General features: G+C 48.9%; 16 protein-coding genes and 1 tRNA gene. 4 read left to right on the forward strand and 13 right to left on the reverse strand.

Annotated elements, in window-relative coordinates:
- Positions 1-353: 353 nt before the first annotated feature.
- Both groL and ACXX82_RS14395 read right to left on the reverse strand, forming a co-directional pair.
- Positions 354-2006, reverse strand: coding sequence for a chaperonin GroEL (groL, locus tag ACXX82_RS14390; RefSeq protein WP_322235884.1), 1653 nt, complete (start codon positions 2004-2006; stop codon positions 354-356).
- 96 nt (positions 2007-2102) lie between these two features.
- Positions 2103-2396: a co-chaperone GroES gene (locus tag ACXX82_RS14395; RefSeq protein WP_322235886.1), complete on the reverse strand. Its 294-nt coding sequence runs from the start codon at positions 2394-2396 to the stop codon at positions 2103-2105.
- 386 nt (positions 2397-2782) lie between these two features.
- On the opposite strand from ACXX82_RS14395, the gene ACXX82_RS14400 reads away from it, so the two are divergent.
- Positions 2783-3433 carry a DUF1345 domain-containing protein gene (locus ACXX82_RS14400; protein WP_322235888.1) on the forward strand — a complete coding sequence of 217 codons (651 nt, stop codon included), beginning with the start codon at positions 2783-2785 and terminating at the stop codon, positions 3431-3433.
- 193 nt (positions 3434-3626) lie between these two features.
- On the opposite strand, the gene mgtA is transcribed toward ACXX82_RS14400, so the two are convergent.
- Together mgtA and ACXX82_RS14410 are read right to left on the reverse strand one after the other, a co-directional pair.
- Positions 3627-6389: a magnesium-translocating P-type ATPase gene (gene mgtA, locus ACXX82_RS14405; protein ID WP_322235890.1), complete on the reverse strand. Its 2763-nt coding sequence runs from the start codon at positions 6387-6389 to the stop codon at positions 3627-3629.
- Positions 6390-6943: 554 nt separating this feature from the next.
- Entirely contained in the window at positions 6944-7252 is a 309-nt protein-coding gene (locus ACXX82_RS14410) for a hypothetical protein (protein WP_323509415.1), read from the reverse strand.
- A 321-nt stretch (positions 7253-7573) separates the two neighbouring features.
- On the opposite strand from ACXX82_RS14410, the gene ACXX82_RS14415 reads away from it, so the two are divergent.
- Together ACXX82_RS14415 and dacB are read left to right on the forward strand one after the other, a co-directional pair.
- Positions 7574-7756 carry a hypothetical protein gene (locus ACXX82_RS14415; protein ID WP_322235892.1) on the forward strand — a complete coding sequence of 61 codons (183 nt, stop codon included), beginning with the start codon at positions 7574-7576 and terminating at the stop codon, positions 7754-7756.
- A 370-nt stretch (positions 7757-8126) separates the two neighbouring features.
- Positions 8127-9575, forward strand: coding sequence for a D-alanyl-D-alanine carboxypeptidase/D-alanyl-D-alanine endopeptidase (gene dacB / locus ACXX82_RS14420; RefSeq protein ID WP_458563140.1), 1449 nt, complete (start codon positions 8127-8129; stop codon positions 9573-9575).
- Positions 9576-9770: 195 nt separating this feature from the next.
- On the opposite strand, the gene ACXX82_RS14425 is transcribed toward dacB, so the two are convergent.
- From ACXX82_RS14425 to ACXX82_RS14435, 3 genes are read right to left on the reverse strand one after another with little or no spacing between them, the layout of a single operon-like run.
- Positions 9771-10274, reverse strand: coding sequence for a TPM domain-containing protein (locus tag ACXX82_RS14425; protein ID WP_458563141.1), 504 nt, complete (start codon positions 10272-10274; stop codon positions 9771-9773).
- Positions 10275-11171, reverse strand: a complete 897-nt coding sequence (locus tag ACXX82_RS14430) for a TPM domain-containing protein (protein ID WP_323505759.1) — start codon at positions 11169-11171, stop codon at positions 10275-10277.
- Positions 11171-11770: a LemA family protein gene (locus ACXX82_RS14435; protein ID WP_458563142.1), complete on the reverse strand. Its 600-nt coding sequence runs from the start codon at positions 11768-11770 to the stop codon at positions 11171-11173. The genes ACXX82_RS14430 and ACXX82_RS14435 overlap by 1 nt, the downstream gene beginning before the upstream one ends.
- A gap of 243 nt (positions 11771-12013) precedes the next feature.
- Here ACXX82_RS14435 and pyrF point away from each other — a divergent pair, with 243 nt between their 5' ends.
- Positions 12014-12841 (forward strand): orotidine-5'-phosphate decarboxylase, encoded by an 828-nt coding sequence (gene pyrF, locus ACXX82_RS14440; protein ID WP_322235902.1) that lies wholly within the window; start codon positions 12014-12016, stop codon positions 12839-12841.
- A 158-nt stretch (positions 12842-12999) separates the two neighbouring features.
- Here the strand turns inward: pyrF and ACXX82_RS14445 are convergent, their stop codons facing one another.
- The 6 genes from ACXX82_RS14445 to gapS1 form a co-directional block, all read right to left on the reverse strand.
- Positions 13000-13497 carry a CinA family protein gene (locus ACXX82_RS14445; protein WP_322235904.1) on the reverse strand — a complete coding sequence of 166 codons (498 nt, stop codon included), beginning with the start codon at positions 13495-13497 and terminating at the stop codon, positions 13000-13002.
- 120 nt (positions 13498-13617) lie between these two features.
- A complete protein-coding gene (locus ACXX82_RS14450) occupies positions 13618-14175 on the reverse strand; it encodes a phosphatidylglycerophosphatase A family protein (RefSeq protein ID WP_416186807.1) in 558 nt (185 codons plus the stop codon).
- Positions 14172-15152 carry a thiamine-phosphate kinase gene (gene thiL, locus ACXX82_RS14455; protein WP_322235909.1) on the reverse strand — a complete coding sequence of 327 codons (981 nt, stop codon included), beginning with the start codon at positions 15150-15152 and terminating at the stop codon, positions 14172-14174. Before thiL ends, ACXX82_RS14450 begins: the two co-directional genes overlap by 4 nt.
- Positions 15153-15453: 301 nt before the next feature.
- Positions 15454-16161, reverse strand: a complete 708-nt coding sequence (gene trmB / locus ACXX82_RS14460) for a tRNA (guanosine(46)-N7)-methyltransferase TrmB (RefSeq protein WP_458563143.1) — start codon at positions 16159-16161, stop codon at positions 15454-15456.
- A gap of 140 nt (positions 16162-16301) precedes the next feature.
- Positions 16302-16375, reverse strand: a tRNA-Gly gene (locus tag ACXX82_RS14465).
- 100 nt (positions 16376-16475) lie between these two features.
- Positions 16476-17984 carry a GapS1 family protein gene (gene gapS1 / locus ACXX82_RS14470; RefSeq protein WP_458563144.1) on the reverse strand — a complete coding sequence of 503 codons (1509 nt, stop codon included), beginning with the start codon at positions 17982-17984 and terminating at the stop codon, positions 16476-16478.
- Positions 17985-18112 lie beyond the last annotated feature (128 nt).

An 18112-nucleotide genomic window follows, 5' to 3' on the forward strand; every position in this document is an offset into this window, starting at 1 on the left:
AACGTGGCCCGGCACTCGCGTGCTGTCTGCGTCGGCACGCCCTGCTGGGACGGTTTTGCGTAGGTCCTGGGTACTCGGTTCAGTAACAGCCTCTCAGGGGCTTGGTGTTCTGTAGCTTTCAGCGAGATTAAACCAGCAAACGCAAAAAAGCCCGCAAAAAGCGGGCTTCATATCCAAAGCAACCATCCACCCTCAACAAAATAAAGAAGATGATACAGCCACTCTGTGTGATCGCTGAGAACCGTAGCGAGCGCCGTAAGGTTGTAGCCGAGAAGCGCAGCCGTACGCAGGTACGGCGAGCATCGCAGACTACAAGATTACGGTGCGCAGTAGGTTATCAACGATCAATCTCACTACATCATGCCGTCCATGCCACCCATGCCGCCCATACCACCCATACCACCAGGCATACCACCACCTGATTTGTCGTCTGGTAATTCAGCGATCATTGCGTCAGTTGTCAGGATCAGGCCAGCAACAGAAGCAGCATTTTGCAATGCTGAACGTGTTACTTTTGCTGGATCAAGAACACCCAGCTCAACCAAGTCACCGTAAGTACCGTTAGCAGCGTTGTAACCGTAGTTACCTGTGCCAGCCAATACTGCATTGATGACAACCGATGGCTCGTCGCCTGCGTTAAATACGATTTGACGCAATGGCTCTTCAACTGCGCGCAGCACGATTTTGATACCAGCATCTTGATCGGCGTTGTCGCCTTTCAGGTCTTTAACGTTAGCACGTGCGCGCAAGAAAGCAACGCCACCGCCAGGAACAACGCCTTCTTCGACTGCAGCGCGCGTAGCGTGCAATGCATCTTCAACGCGTGCTTTCTTTTCTTTCATTTCGACTTCAGTAGCTGCGCCGACTTTGATCAGTGCAACGCCGCCAGCCAACTTGGCAACACGTTCTTGCAACTTTTCACGGTCGTAGTCAGAGCTTGCTTCTTCGATTTGGGCGCGGATTTGCTTAACGCGTCCTTCGATCGAGATTGCTTCGCCAGCGCCATCGATAATGATAGTGTTTTCTTTGCTGATTTCGATACGTGCAGCTTGGCCTAGTTCTGCCAATGTTACTTTTTCTAATGTCAGGCCGACTTCTTCAGCAATCACTTGACCACCGGTCAGGATAGCGATGTCTTCCAGCATTGCTTTACGACGATCACCAAAGCCTGGTGCTTTAACAGCAGCAGTTTTCAGGATGCCGCGGATGTTATTGACGACCAAAGTTGCCAGTGCTTCGCCTTCGACGTCTTCTGCAATGATTAGCAGCGGACGGCCCGACTTAGCGACTTGCTCCAATACCGGAAGAAGATCACGGATGTTAGAGATTTTTTTGTCGAACAACAGAACGTAAGGCTGTTCCAGAGCAACAACTTGTTTTTCTTGGTTGTTGATGAAATATGGTGACAAATAGCCACGGTCGAATTGCATACCTTCGACGATGTCTAGTTCGTTTTCCAGTGATTTACCATCTTCAACAGTGATAACGCCTTCTTTACCGACTTTGTCCATTGCCTTAGCAATGATTTCACCGATATCGGTGTCGGAGTTAGCAGAGATCGAACCAACTTGTGCGATTTCTTTGCTAGTAGTCGTTGGCTTAGCCAATGCTTTGATTTCAGCAACGATGGCGACAACAGCTTTGTCGATACCGCGCTTCAGGTCAGTTGGGTTGAAACCGGCTGCAACATACTTGAAACCTTCGCGCACGATAGCTTGTGCTAACACGGTTGCAGTAGTAGTACCGTCACCAGCGTTGTCTGAAGTCTTGGAAGCAACTTCTTTAACAAGTTGCGCGCCCATGTTTTCCAGCTTGTCTTTCAGTTCGATTTCTTTAGCAACTGAAACACCATCTTTAGTAACGGTAGGAGCACCGAAGCTACGCTCCAGAACCACGTTACGGCCTTTAGGGCCCAGAGTGACTTTAACTGCGTTGGCTAGAATATTGACGCCATTAACGATCTTGGCACGTGCATCATCACCAAAAATTACTTGCTTTGCTGCCATGTTGATTCTCCTGAATACGGTTGAATGTAGAGCGTAGAGATCGAAGCGGCCTTATTGCGAAAATTGCAATGGGCTTCGATCAATTTGAACTATGAATTACTTACCTTCGACGATAGCGAAGATGTCTTCTTCGCGCAAAATCAGTAGTTCCTGGCCATCGACCTTCACTACCTGACCTGCATATTTGCCGAAAAGAACGCGCTCACCGACTTTAACTGCCATCGGGCGAACTTTGCCGTCTTCCAGAATCTTGCCGTTACCAATAGCCAATACTTCACCTTGATCAGGCTTTTCGGCTGCTGCCTCTGGCAGAACAATACCTGATGCAGTTTTTGTTTCAACATCTAGACGCTTAACGACGAGGCGGTCATGCAAAGGACGAAGATCCATGTGTAACTCCTTCAAAATTCAACAAGTTATAATTTTTGCAGCAACATTGCAGCAACGACTGCACCGATTAGTTTGGCTTTTACAATGTGCCGCACAGAAAAAGTGACTAGGTCAGGGAGATTGTTAGCACTCTCACCTAACGAGTGCTAAGTATAGGGGTGGTTAGTTGATTTTTCAAGAGTGATGTTCTGTACTCTCTTTTTTATTTACCAAAGCCGCTACAATTAATCACAGGCGGCAATATTAATTTTTTGTCAATAAAAATACAAAGAGGTTTTGTTACAAGGGAATCTTGTCGTGAAAGCAGGGTTGCCGCTATGATGATCTGGCATGAACGTTTGGCGTGGTCTCCAAATCTGCCACTTCTATTTTTAAGGTCTTAAAGAATGCGTATTCGTAATCTGGTTTTTCATACTCATCCACGTCTGGTGCTCGCTGTGATCTTTGGTGGCGTCATCTGGGCACTCTTGCCGAATGGGTCGACCATTACCCGTGGGCTCATCAGCTGGAACGCCGGTGTGTGGGGATATCTGATCGCCATCTGGTGGATGATGGTGAGAGCTGGATCGGCACAAGTTAAAAAGCGGGCCGCGATTGAGGACGAAAACGACAGCATGATCTTGATGCTGATTTGCATTGCGGCGATCGCGAGTATCGCAGCGGTCGTTTTTGGGTTGTCTCAGGCCAAGGACTTTTTGCCGGGGCCGAAGGAAGTCCGCTATCTATTTACTGGATTGACCGTTCTCGGATCGTGGTTTCTGGTTGGCACCATGTTCACCTTGCACTATGCGCGACTGTTTTATAGTTCTGGTATTGGACCGGCACCTTTACGGTTTCCTGAGGGCGAAGAAAACCCCGATTATTGGGATTTTCTCTATTTTTCGTTCACATTAGCGGTGGCAGTACAAACCTCGGATGTGAGCGTCATGACCCGCTCAATGCGTAAGACAGTATTAGTGCAATCGATATTGACGTTTTTATTTAACTCGGCGATTCTCGGTTTGTCGATCAATATTGCTGCGGGTTTGATCTCCTAAGATTCTCACGAGCGTGGTGCAAAGAGTGTCCGAAAACACCGCATGTCGGGGACGCTTGGCCCACCATATCTCTCTACGGTGCCGGCATAAAAAAAGCGGCCAGCAAATGCTGTCCGCCTTCTAGACGCTATTTCTATCGGCTTATTCTCAAGCCATTTTTAAGCCATCCTAAGCCATTCCTAAGCCCACTTTTTTACTGCCAGCCATACCGTTTGGCATACCAACCCTTCATCATCTGCGTCAGCACCGCATACGCACCCAATATCAGCAATAGCCATGGGAAGTAGCTCAGCGGCAGCGCTTGCAGTTTGAAGTAATGCGCCAAAGGCGACATCGGCAGCAAGATTCCAATCGCCATGATGATGACGGTCATGCTGATGAGCGCCCACGAAGCACGGCTTTGGAAGAACGGTATCTTGCGGGTCCGTATCATGTGTACGATCAACGTTTGCGACAGCAAGCCTTCAATAAACCAGCCCGACTGGAACAGGGTTTGGTGCTCGTTGGTATTGGCGCCAAATACGTACCATAGCAAGGCGAAAGTGGCGATGTCAAAAATCGAACTGATCGGACCAAAAAAGATCATGAAGCGACCGATTTCTTTCGGGTCCCAACGCTGTGGTTTTTCTAAGAATTCCTTATCCACATTGTCGAACGGAATCGTAATTTGTGAGATATCGTAAAGCAGATTTTGCACTAGCAAATGCAGCGGCAACATGGGCAAAAAGGGCAAAAATGCACTCGCTACCAGTACAGAAAAGACATTGCCGAAGTTGGAGCTGGCCGTCATCTTGATGTACTTCAGCATGTTCGCAAACGTCTTACGACCTTCCAGAACACCCTCTTCCAGCACCATCAAACTCTTTTCCAGCAGAATGATATCGGCTGCTTCTTTCGCGATATCGACCGCAGTATCGACCGAAATACCGATGTCTGCTGCGCGTAACGCAGGCGCGTCGTTGATGCCATCGCCCATGAAGCCGACCACGTGGCCGTTGTCATGCAGTCTACGCACGATACGTTCTTTATGCGTCGGACTGAGTTTGGCAAATACGGTGGTTTTTTCGACTGCAATCGCCAGGTCTGCGTCGCTCATATCTTCGACGTCAGAACCCAGCAACATGCCATCGACGGTCAGGCCAACCTGACGGCAAATTTTGGCCGTTACCAGTTGGTTGTCGCCAGTCAAAATTTTGACCGTCACGCCGTGTTTTTTCAATGCATCCAATGCGGGTTTGGTCGATTCCTTTGGGGGATCGAGGAAGGCAATGTAACCGATCAGCACCAAATCCGACTCGTCGGCCACGCCATAGACTTCCTTGGTCGGCGGCAAATCTTTAGCGGCCACCGCGACGACGCGTAAACCTTCTGCGTTGAGGCTGGCAGTAGTCTCGTGGATTTCTTTGAGAAGCTCAGCACTAAATGGCACTACCGTCCCGTTGTGGCGGGCGTGGGTACAAATGGAGACGATCTCTTCGACCGCGCCTTTGCAAATCAATTCATGATGATCCTCACGTTCGCTGACGACCACCGACATCCGGCGCCGCTGAAAATCGAACGGGATTTCATCAACCTTGCGGTACGCAGAAGCCAGCGCCATTTCGCGTTGCAGCTCGGCATGATCCAGGACCGCCACGTCAAGCAGGTTTTTAAGGCCGGTTTGATAGTGACTATTCAGGTAAGCGTATTCCAACACCAAGTCATCCTGCTTACCTAGAATATCGGTATGCCGCTCCAGAAAAATTTTATCCTGTGTCAATGTGCCGGTTTTATCCGTACACAAGACATCCATCGCACCAAAATTTTGGATCGCATCCAGTCGTTTGACAATCACCTTTTTGCGCGAGAGTGCGACTGCACCCTTGGCCAACGTCGAGGTGACAATCATCGGCAGCATTTCCGGCGTCAGACCAACCGCTACGGATAAGCCAAACAGAAACGCCTCAACCCAGTCGCCTTTAGTGAAGCCATTCAGAAAGAAAACAATCGGCGTCATCACCATCATGAAGCGTATCAATAACCAGCTGACTTTGTTGACGCCCAGCTGAAACGCAGTCGGCGTGCGGTCAGTGGCAGTCACGCGTTCAGCCAGTGCGCCAAAATACGTTTGATTGCCGGTCGTGACGACAATCGCGGTCGCTGAACCACTGATGACGTTGGTGCCCATGAAGCAAAGATTGTCCAGCTCCAGAGGATTGTTAGTCGCTTCACCGCGATGCTGCAGAAATTTTTCTACCGGTAGCGATTCGCCGGTCATGGCGGCCTGGCTGATAAACAAATCCTTGGCCGTCAGCAAACGCAAATCGGCCGGGATCATATCGCCAGCGGACAGTTGGACGATGTCGCCAGGAACCAGTTTTTTGATCGCCAGTTCGATCCGTCGCGCACCTTTTGGATGCAAAGTGACATCAAAATAACGCAGCGCTTCATCGGCAATATCGGAAACCAGATCATGGCGCAATACGGTTGCGGTATTACTGACCATTTCCTTCAACTTATCGGCTGCACTGTTTGAACGTGATTCCTGCACAAAGCGCATCAGCGTCGATAACACCACCATCGTCCCGATGACAACGGTGGCTTTCATGTCTTCGGTCGCAAACGATACCGCCGCCAGAACGGTCAGCAGAAGATTGAATGGATTCTTATAGCACTGCCATAAATGCGCCCACCACGGCAACGGCTTTTCATGCTCGACTTCGTTAGGGCCAACTACAAGCCGAATTGCATCAGCCTCGGAATCGGTCAGGCCATCAGTACGGCTTTTCAATTGTTCCAGCAAACTCGGTAGATCGGCCCGCGCAGCTTTGAGCAAATGCTGGGCAAGCGTTGGCGGTACTTCATTTGGTGTCGGCGTACTACTAAACATGTCGCTACTGAAGCGGCGGAAATGTCGGTCCATACCATGGGCATGAACAAACCTGACAAAGGAGTCTTTCAAGAGATTCAAATTCATAGCGTTATTTTTTCTATATAGAATTCTCGGCCGCGTTGATCTGTCCCGCCCAATCAGTTGGACTGCTATTGGGCACACGCGTGACTGCTCGCGCAATCGTGGCGTTTCAAGGTCATCACTAAAGTCTCCGATACTGCTAACCGATGGTGCGTTCTTTATGCCGCCGCAGATTTCTACGACTATGCATCTGACACCATTACTAAGGTCCAACACTTAACTGAAATTTTAGGGATTGCCTTATCAGGACTACTGGAATTACTTCCAACTCTTCACGGCCTGTCATTAATGTTAACGATATGCATATCGATATTGACGACATACAATCGACGACAGACGGGGCAAAAAAATCAAATCCTCCTACTGCATGGGTAAAACTGTAAAACTAACCGGTGACGTTTTAACGATAAAGATGATTGCCTGCGCGAGCATGTAAACTACTTCGCGATAGTAACGCCAACTGGGTATAAACCTTGCACCAAATTGATACTAACTTGGTACGCAATTGTCACCAGCGGGACTGTTGACGCAACATCGCTACCAACTGTTGTCGCTCACTATCGGCGTTTCGTCGGATGACGCGTCGTCGCAACGTCTCGCCAACACTCCACAGCGAGCGTCAACTCAGCGCTAATTGACGAAAACGCGGTCATGGCAATGCGTGAACGCAGAAACACACAAGCAATGCTGACGTAATTTAAGTAACTATCTTTATCGGGTAATGGAAATCTACGATCAAAGCAAACACATTCAAACACATTGTCTGCAAATATCTTTGGGATACCATCATTCGCCAGCGGCGAGATGACGGCAGGGGAAGCCTGCGTTATCTTGCCGAGACGATGCCAGAACGGGTCTGGCAACAACTGTCACTCGAACAAGTGCCCATGAATGGGGCTCCATAAAATGAAAACAAGCGGATGGTAATCCTGCCACAAACGCCGGTCAAGAAAAAATTGTGCACCCCAGCATAAGAGCGCACTAAAAAGGTTTAATGCCGCGCATTATGTTGTTTTTAGTTAAGGTTGAGCGCCTGAAGGTGGGGATCACTGAAGGCTTATAAGTTAATTAAAACGCCACTTTAAGTCGCCTATTAAGGCATTGATGACGTCGACTGTCATATCAACGTCTTGCTTATTGCTTTTTGCAAACTATACTTAAAATATAATCAAAAGACGGAGACAGCCATGCAAAACTTCCTGATCGCTAATTTTCTTTTCTTTATCCCCATGGCGCTGTTCGGATTAATCTTATTTGCAGAAGTGCCGGTGCACTCAAAAATCGCGCACGGCGGATTATGTACGGTTGGATTGGTTGTCGGCTCTGTCTTCGCATTCATCGTGCTTCAATTAATTAGTTCAATGATTTAGAAGGGTCAATTTTCACCGCGAAGGTGGGCATGATCGGATAATCTGTCTAAATCCGATCGACTACTTAATATGGCGCGCTGACAGTTATGCGCGCTATGTTGCTATCCTTTTCTGAATTAAACTACATTGCGTAAGGCGATTTCTCGCGTGCGCAAAATACACCGAAAAATACACTCATCACATCAAAAATGTTGATGCTCTGTTGTAAGCCCTCTCCAATAGGTCCTTTGTGTTGAGGATTTTTTTAATTCTACCTCCGGGTCCAAAAATAGCATTTGCGCAGTTCTGTTACAACGCATCAATTGATCGCGTTGCATAGCATGGGATAATCACGCATGCGATCCCTCATTTCCCTCATTTCCTGAACTCCATGCCGAACAAATTCCGTACGATCCTCAGTGGTGCACTGCTTTTTTCGTCGCTCTTATTTTTTCCCTATTCGTTCAGTAACGCCCAGGATTTGGCATCTTCAGGTTTGCCTCGGTCGGTCACCGCCGCGCTTCAGGCAGCGGGTATTCCATCAGAAAATGCGGGAATTTACGTGCAAGAGGCCGCGGTCGGTGGCAAAGTGTTGGCTGCAAATAATATCAATACACCATTTAATCCTGCCTCCACGATGAAGCTGGTCACCACCGATGCCGCGCTCGAATTGTTAGGCCCGACGTTTAACTGGAAGACAGCGGCTTATACCGACGGGCAACAAATTGGCAATACTTTGCAGGGCGACCTGATTTTTAAGGGCAGCGGCGATCCTAAATTAGTGCTGGAAAATTTCTGGTTATTCCTGCGCCAAATCCGCGCCAAAGGTATTCGGGATATTCGCGGGAATGTCGTGCTGGACCGCAGCATTTTTGACGAGAACGTTTATGATCCATCTCAATTTGATGGCGACCCTTTAAAGCCGTATAACGTAGGTCCTGATGCTTTGTTGTTGAATTACAAGACATTGACGTTCCAATTTATGCAGGATGAATCAACCGGTCTGAACCGCGTCGTGGTCGATCCACCCATGGCCGGCTATCAAGTCATACCACCGCGCTTGGGCAAAGGCGCATGCGGCGACTGGCAAGGAAAGCTATTGGCCACTTTTGATGAAAAGGGCGCCAATTTTAGTGGCGCGTTGCCAGCATCGTGCGGTGATAAAACCTGGTATATCAATCCCTACACAATGAGTTCCAACGCCTATTTCGGCGCAGTATTTCGTCAAATGTGGAGTGACCTTGGTGGCACACTCAGTGGCACAGTCAAAACGGGCATTGTACCGGTTGGGACGCGGTTTATTGCCGAGTGGAATTCAGTGACCTTGCCGGAGGTGATTCGTGACATCAACAAATATAGCAACAACGTCATGGCGCGTCAGGTGTTGCTGACGATTGCCGCCGATATCCTGAAATTGCCTGCCACGCCAGAACGCGGTGCCCGTGCGGTACAAAGCTGGCTTGCCAACAAGGGGATTGATGCGACTGATCTGGTGATCGAAAACGGTGCCGGTTTGTCCCGCAATGAACGCATCTCGGCACGCACGATGGGCCGCATTCTGGCCTCCGCCTATCAATCGCCGACCATGCCTGAGTTTATGTCTTCGATGCCGTTGGTCGGTTTTGACGGCACCATGCGCAATCGACTGAAAGGGCAGGGCGTTGCCGGTCAGGCGCATGTAAAAACGGGCACGCTCAATGACGTTCGGGCGATTGCCGGTTATGTATTGGCGGCTTCCGGCAAATATTACGTGGTGGTCTGCTTAATCAATCATGGCAACGCATCGCGCGGCCAAGCCGCGCAGGATGCATTGCTGCAATGGGTTTATGAGAATGGTTGATTGTGCATTACGGCTGATGCGGTGAGATTTGATAGGTTGCTTTATGCGATAACGGCAAAGCGCGGAGAATTTTGTAACGAGACAAAATTTCTCCTCAGCGCAGTCTGAACCACTCACTTTTCTTCGGTGAAACCGGATAGTGCATCATCAAAATGCTGAATCAAAGCCAAGTATAAAATATTAAAGCATCAAATATCAAAGCATCAAAGGTCGATCCGACAATTCGTTACGTTTTCCATCGGCATCCGGAAAGTGTTCCGTCAATAAGCCATTCAGTTTTTCGAGGGCAGCAAGCGTGCTATCGTGAAAAGTCCCGTTAGCGAATTCGCGGGTCATGGTTTGACATACTACTTGCCATTCTGCCGAAGGGATTGCTCGGCCGACTGCGCGGTCGGTGATGATCTCGACTTTATGGTCAGCGATGTTTACGTACAGCAGAACGCCGATATTTTCTTCGGTATCCCACATCCGGTAATGTGAAAAAAGCTCGTGTGCGCGCTGACGGGAGGTAACACCATTTAGCACCGCTCGCAAATTCAACGAGGACTCCACGATCATCCTCGCCTCGGCGCGATGCGTGCGTTCACCTTCGGCTATTTTGGCTTGTATTTCCATCAGCGTAATTGCCGGAAATGCTTTTCGCGCAGTCCGACTAGTTGTGATGAAGTGCCGGTACAGTCGTGTCATTATTTTTTTCATTTACCAGTTCCCCGAAGCACCGCCGCCATCAAAACCACCGCCACCTCCGCCGAAGCTTCCACCGCCGCCACTACCACCAAATCCGCCGCCTCCACCGCCGCGTCCAGACTGACTTAAGAGACTGCCGATGACAACTCCAGCAGCATTTCCCCAAACATTGCTGTTGAGCGAATTACCTGAACCTGGACCGCTACCGTCGCCACCGCGTCGGCGTGAATTTAACATCATAAAAACGATGAATCCGACAAAAATCAACGGTGCCAATGCCCCAAAAATGCCGGAATCCGACTCCTGATGTTGTGGTTGCTTGCGCTCTGCTGGCGGCAACGTCTGTTGATCGAGGATAGCCGTGATCGCAGTCACACCCGCGGTCAAGCCACCGTAAAAGTCACCTTTCTGAAAGTAAGGTGCGATCACATCTTGCAGCACTCTTTTCGACTGGGCATCGGTTAGCACGCCCTGAACGCCGCGCCCCGATTCGATTCGCAAGCGACGTAAACCACTCGGGTTGTCCTTGGCGACGATCAAAATGACGCCGTCATCCACGCCTTTACGTCCCAATTTCCAGGCGTCGGCCACGCGGATGCTGTAGTCTTCGATGGCTTCTGGCGCGGTGGTGCTCATCAGTAATACCGCGATTTGGCTGCCGGTGCGGGTCTCGTATGCGCTTAATACCGACTCCAGCGTATCGCGCTGTTGCGGCTGCAACAACCCAATCTGATCAGTGACATGCGCCTGTAAGGGCGGAACTGCCACCAATTTTTCTGCTTGCGCGAGGGCTGGCGTTCCCACGATGGTAAGAAGTGCCAGCCAAAGTGCGACGACGACAGCATGACAAACATGCGCCCTCGGCGCTTTAACGCGGTGAGAGTTAGCCGATGTCGCCGTTGATACCATTATTTTTTCCCACCGAAATCAACATCGGGTGAAGTCGAAATCGCTTTTTCGTTATCCACGGTGAATGACGGTTTAACCGCATAACCCATCGCTTTTGCAGTTAGATTGGTCGGGAAGCTACGCGCCAGCACGTTGTAATCCTGCACGGCTACGATGTAGCGATTACGTGCGACTTTGATCCGGTTTTCTACGCCCTCCAGCTGCGATTGTGCATCCCGATACAGACCATCTGCTTTGAGTTGCGGATAGTTTTCCGACACCGCCATCAAGCGTGATAAGGCCGAGGACAATTGTCCTTGAACCTGTTGAAATTTCGCCAAAGCGGCCGGATCGTTGAGTACTTCTGGCGTTATCTGAAAGCTGGTGGCCGCCGAGCGCGCCTTAGTGACGGCTTCGAAGGTTGCTTCTTCATGCGTCGCATACGCCTTCACAATTTGTGCAATTTTAGGCACCAGATCAGCCCGGCCCTGATATTGATTCACCACTTCGCCCCAAGCAGCTTTGACAGCCTCATCTTTGGTCTGGAAATCGTTATAGCCACACGCGCTTAATAAAGAGACGACTACCACGATGGCCAGCCATTTAACGGATTTTTGCATGTTTCTTCCTTAACATTTGGACAGGCCAGATGGCCTTAGTTGAACGGTAGCAAACTATTGGTGTCGGCTCAAGAGCTAAATAGTGGACTAATTCTTAACAAGGGTACCGTTCAAGAGTGATATTGGCATCAATATCGCAGATCGCAAAATGGTCAGCGTAATTATCCAGTTAAGGCTCTAAGAAACCGCTATGACGATGGCAACAAGTTACAATGGCGATATTCGCATTATTAGGGCTTCATCGTGTCTTTCATTGATAAATTATCCGCCGCCTGGGCTGTCAACAATTCGCTCCTTTGTGTAGGGCTTGATCCGGATATTACTAAATTTCCGCCCCATTTGCACAATCAGCCGGACGCGATTTTCACCTTTTGCAAGGCAATCATCGACGCTACCGCTGATACGGCATGCGCGTTTAAACCGCAAATCGCCTATTTCTCAGCATTGCGAGCCGAAGATCAACTCGAAGCGATTTGCGACTATATACGCAGCGTCTATCCCACTATTCCTATCGTGCTCGACGCCAAGCGCGGTGACATCGGCGCGACCGCCGAGCAATACGCCCGTGAAGCCTACGAGCGATATGGTGCGCATGCCGTGACAATGAGTCCGTATATGGGCTGGGATTCAGTTGCGCCCTATCTGGAATGGAAAGATCGCGGCGCTATCATTTTGTGCCGCACATCCAATCCAGGTGGTTCCGACCTGCAATTTATGAATGTCGAAGGCAAGCCGTTGTATCAGCACGTCGCCCGACTTGTTGCTGATAAATGGAATACTAATGGGCAATGCGGTCTGGTCGTTGGCGCAACATTCCCTGAAGAACTGGCGCAAGTGCGTAATATCATCGGCGACATGCCTTTGCTCGTACCGGGAGTCGGTGCCCAGGGCGGCGATATTCAGGCGACTGTGAACGCGGGCAAGACAGCAAATGGCAACGGCATGATGATCAATTCATCACGCGCTATTTTGTACGCAAAAGTGGACGAAGCCGCGGGAGAAGATTTTGCGAGAGCCGCACGACGCGTCGCATTGGAAACGCGTGATGCGATTAATCGCTTTCGTGCCTGAGCAGAGATTAAGTCAATAGAAAGCGATAAGGAGCAGGTTTCTCACTGAGTTTCACCTAACTTTCACCACCCAATATTGATTTCGGATGAATCAATGCAGTTTAGTAAAGGTTAGGAAAACTTAGTGTAAGTCTCGCTCCGCTTTGCCAAAAACCCTTGTTATTTCAAAAATCGCAACAATCCTTGTAGCGAATGGGCGATCGTTTGCTCGCGTATGGCATGTCGATCACCATGGAAAATCAATCGTTCAGTATGTGTTTGGTGTCCGGTCGTCCAGCCAAAGCAGATCGTGCCGACTGGTTTGCCAGGCACAGCGCCGCCGGGACCGGCGATACCGGTCGTTGACAGCGCAACATCCGCGCCGCTATTGGCAAGGGCGCTCTCGGCCATTGCGCCGGCGATTTCTTCGCTGACAGCGCCATGTTGTGCAAGCAGCGCTTCTGAAATATCCAGCAATTCCGTCTTGGATGCGTTCGAATAAGTGACGAAACCGCAATCAAACCATTCCGACGAACCCGCAATATCAGTGATGGCTTGCGAGACGCCACCACCGGTGCAGGATTCGGCTGTTGCCAATAACCATCTTTTGGCTTTCAACGCCCGACCCACTTCTGTAGCGAGGTCAACTAGTTGATCAGTTTCGACGTTGGTTTCCATTCTTTTGCTCCTGTTTGTGGTTCAGATCAATCAATACATACTGCCACTTGTCGCGCTCAGATGCAATCGGCGCAACGTAGAAATGCCATCGATTAAGCTTAAACAACTTTTACAAGGCGCTCAATAAACGCGCCATAAAGCAAATACCAGCAACGTGTAAAACGCAGCCAGAATATCATCCCACATGACACCTAATCCGCCTTTCATGTGGCGGTCAAAATACCCAATCGGCGGCGGTTTGACCATATCAAAGAAGCGAAACACAATAAACGCCCAAAACTGTGTCCACAATGGCGCGGGAGTAATCACAACCAACACCAGCCAAAAGGCAATAATCTCATCCCAGACCATGCTGCCATGATCGGCAACACCCAGATCGCGCCCGGTGCGTTGGCAGGTCCAGATACCAACGATGAACCCCGCAGCAATAATGACCAGCCAGTTCAACTGCGTAAAGTAATGGGGCCACCGTACCGACAACACCAAAAATGACAGCCATGCAAACAAGGTACCAAAAGTACCCGGCATGATCGGCGACAACCCACTTCCAAAACCTTGAGCGATCACATGAGCAGGATGTGACAGCATAAAACGGCCTGTGGCTTTTACCTTACCCCTGGAATTAATAGGCTTTTGAGATGGCGTCTGCGTTGGCGTTAATGATGGTATTGGATTCATGTTGTGCGAAAGTGATCAAAAGAAGTCAGTTGTAAATCAAGCGGCAAGCCATGTGAATCGATAAAACGTAGTCCCGGCAGGTCATCGATACAACCAATCCGTATCACCTCGGTACCGGTTGCCGTTCCTGCGTTCAGAACTGCGTCGCGTTTTGCCGCCGGTGCAGTAAAACATAACTCATAATCGTCGCCGCCAGCGAGCGTAAATTGACGCTGCAAAGCCTGGGTTTGTCGCCGCAGAACAGGTCCCGATGGCAGACAATCCACCGCCAACGTCGCGCCCACGCCAGAGCGCTCCAATATGTGGCCGAGATCACCCGCCAAACCATCGGAAATATCAATCGCGGCATGCGCAATTCCCCGCAAAGCGATACCCAGTGCCACACGTGGTGTCGGTTGATGCATGCGCGTCGCAGCGCGGGCATGTTCATCGTCACTCATAACGATTTGATCGGTGAACTCACAGCGATAACCCGCCAGCGCCAATCGCGCATCGCCCAGCGTGCCAGACACCCAAACATCATCACCAACCCGCGCCGCATCACGCCGCAGCGCCTGTCCGGGCAAGGTCTCACCGAAGATCGTGATGCAGATATTGAGCGGACCTTTAGTCGTATCACCACCAATCAACTCACAATCATGTGCATCCGCAAGCGCCAACAATCCGGCCGCAAATGGCGCTAACCATTCTGCACGCGCCTCCGGCAAAGCCAATGCTAACGTAAAGCCAAGTGGCCGGGCACCCATCGCCGCAAGGTCGGACAAATTCACTGCCAATGATTTATGACCCAACGAATACGGATCGACATCAGCAAAAAAATGCCGACCAGCAACTAACATATCCGATGACACAGCCAACTGCATGCCAGCCGTCGGCATCAGCAATGCGCAGTCATCGCCCACGCCAAGCGCAATCTGCCCGTCGGCACGTGGTGCACGGGTGAAATATTGAGAGATAAGGTCGAATTCTGAAAGCATGTCAGGATTGTACCGAATGGCACTATGGAAACACTAGGCATTCTGATCAGTAGCTTGGAAAAGGCGTTCGACTGAGACATTTTTGCAGACATCGCAACAGCGATGGCAAAGGGAAATGGGAAAAATTGTTTTTTAGAAAACTACCAGGGCAAACAAAAAGCGATGGTCGACGTCAAAAGTGAGAGTCAAATCCGAGTGACTAAATGAAAGAAATCAGCAGAGCAACCAGCGTTGCTCAATGCTTAAATGGCTTAAAAGGCTTAAAAGGCTTAAAACCGACAAAAGCACCCCGTAAATTGCGTTAAATTTTGACGAACACCACATCCCACACGCCATGTCCAAGCTTGATGCCGCGGTTTTCAAACTTGGTGATCGGACGATAATCCGGACGCGGCGCATAACCTTCAGCCGTATTCTTCAGCGTCGGTTCAGCACTCAACACCTCCAGAATTTGCTCTGCGTACTCCTCCCAATCAGTAGCGCAATGCAAATAACCACCCGGCGCAATCCGCGATGCCAGCAAACTCACTAACGGGCCTTGCAGCAAACGCCGTTTGTTATGCCGCGCCTTGTGCCACGGATCTGGGAAAAACACATGCGCGCCAGCCAATGAATCAGGCGCAATCATATGCGTCAACACCTCCACCGCGTCATGCTGAATAATCCGTTGATTCGACAGCGATTGTTCGCCAATCAGCTTCAATAAACTACCTACGCCCGGCGTATGTACCTCAACGCCGATAAAGTTTTTCTCAGGCATACCCGCCGAAATCTTGGCGCTGGTTTCACCCATCCCAAAGCCAATCTCAAAAATCGTCGGCGCAGAGCGCTCAAACGTCTTATCCAGATCAAGCACGGTTTTTTCATAAGGCACACAAAACCGCGGCCCCAACTCCTCAATAGCCCGCCCTTGCGCAATCGACAACCGCCCCGCACGCGTCACAAAACTACGAATCCGACGCTCCGTAGGATCATAAAAAAGAGGTTTTCTGGGTTGATTTTCTGACATGCGAGATGGAAAGCTAATTAAAGTGAAAAGGAGCGCGGACGACGCAGCGTCAGATTGAGGTTGAAAAGGCCCTGATGCAAGCCAAAACAACCGTATCCGCAATAAAAAACGGCACCTAAGAACAGGTGCCAGTCGTAACCTGGAGCGGATGGAGGGGATCGAACCCTCGTCTAGAGCTTGGGAAGCTCTCGTTCTACCATTGAACTACACCCGCGATGGACGCATTTTACGCGGGTTTTGATGGGGATTGGGGAATTGACGTGTGTGAGGTGTGATCGGGAATGTGATGGCTGGGTTATCCTGAGTGTTATTGCTTAAGCCTTAAGAAGAATTTCTATTTTCTGAAGCTCTTCGAGCAATCTGTTTGTCATGTAAGTTGGGCGGGCCTTCTCAAATTTCCAACTTGACAGATGCAATGAGAAATCAAATTTTTTCGTATGGACATCACTGTCAGCGGCTTTTGCATTTTCCAATGCTTCCGCAAAACCTATTTTTTTGGCACATACTGCTTCAGAAAGAAGCTCAAATTCATCGATACTAAAAAAATATATATTCTCAAGAGGGATGACTGGTGCAACTGTGTATTTTGCATAAATCTCATCAATAGCAGCTTTGGCGACACCTTCATAATAGGCTTCTCCATTGCTTAAATTTAATGCCTTGTAAGTAACAACAACCAAAAAATTTTTCTGTTTAGTAGTCAATAACGGATGATCTACGTTCGAAATATGGAGCCGAGAAGCTATATCCTGTGCCTGTTCGATCGCTTTTAAGATGAAAGCTGTTCTTTCTCTTGCAGCATCAGACAGGTGAGCAACTTTTGCTTGGTACGCCATCTCAACTGCTTTTGCATCGACAAAAATATTGTGTTCGCCGTCAGAAATAATAAAGTCAACTAGCTTCCCGGTGGTTTTAGTGACTTGCTTTATCTGAGTCTCATTGATATATGGTAATTCTGTATTTTTAATTACCATTTCCACATATCGTTCGAAAATGAGTCCAAACTCGTTCATAAATTTTTGAGCATCCCAAAGCCTAAGTTTGTCGTAGACGAAGTGTTCGATACAACGAAAGAGTACGTGTCGTTCTACACAAACGTAATTGTCTCGGACTAGGATCAGTGGGAAGGCAAGAAACGGAGTTTGTTCGTAATATTCTTCGGCGGTTCTTAAGCCGTTGCCTAGGGATTGAAGAATTGTTTTGATTTTATCAAATGACTTGGTAAAAGATTTTAAAAAAGAAACTATTTCCACTGCACTGTATTTCGTTTGTAACTTTGTAAAATAGTTGGCAGATATTGCGTTGGAGTTCGAATCGACAAATTGAACAGTCATACATACCAACAACTCTAAAAAGACCTCGATCCTGACGCCTGTTAAATCACAGAATGTTTTTTTGAAAAAGTGATCATCTGGAAGGTCTGCGAACAGGAAAAACTGTCTTATAAGATCGCTGTAATTAAAATCTCTTTGATAGAAAAATTGTTGAAAAGAAATGGCTCGCATAAACAGGGTTAAATGCTCGAAATCGGATGGATACCGAGTGAATTTTGCTAGGCCGTAAATTTTTTTCAGAAGCTTTTGTATATCACTTGAAGTCGCAGGATTTCGTCCCGTTTCTTGGCTTTGACTATCGATTAGGCTCCATTTAATCAACAATAAAACTAGCCAAGGGTGTTTCTCGAGCTGCTTCATCTCATTCACAGTTGGATGTTGCAAATATTTCAAACACTCAATGACAACTGATGACGGGTCAAGTTTTCTTAGATTGTTTCTTATTTCTTTATAACCATTGAAATATTTTTCCTCGTCAAATTTTTTCATTTGGATAAATTTTCTGTGTCCTAGAAGTTGCCACATTAAATCATTCGAAACTTCAATATAGGCAGCTTTGGCACACGTACGATGTACGCGCGCGAATTTTGTTAACGAAACATGCGTTGGCGCTGCGC

Source organism: Glaciimonas sp. GNP009 (assembly GCF_054343755.1).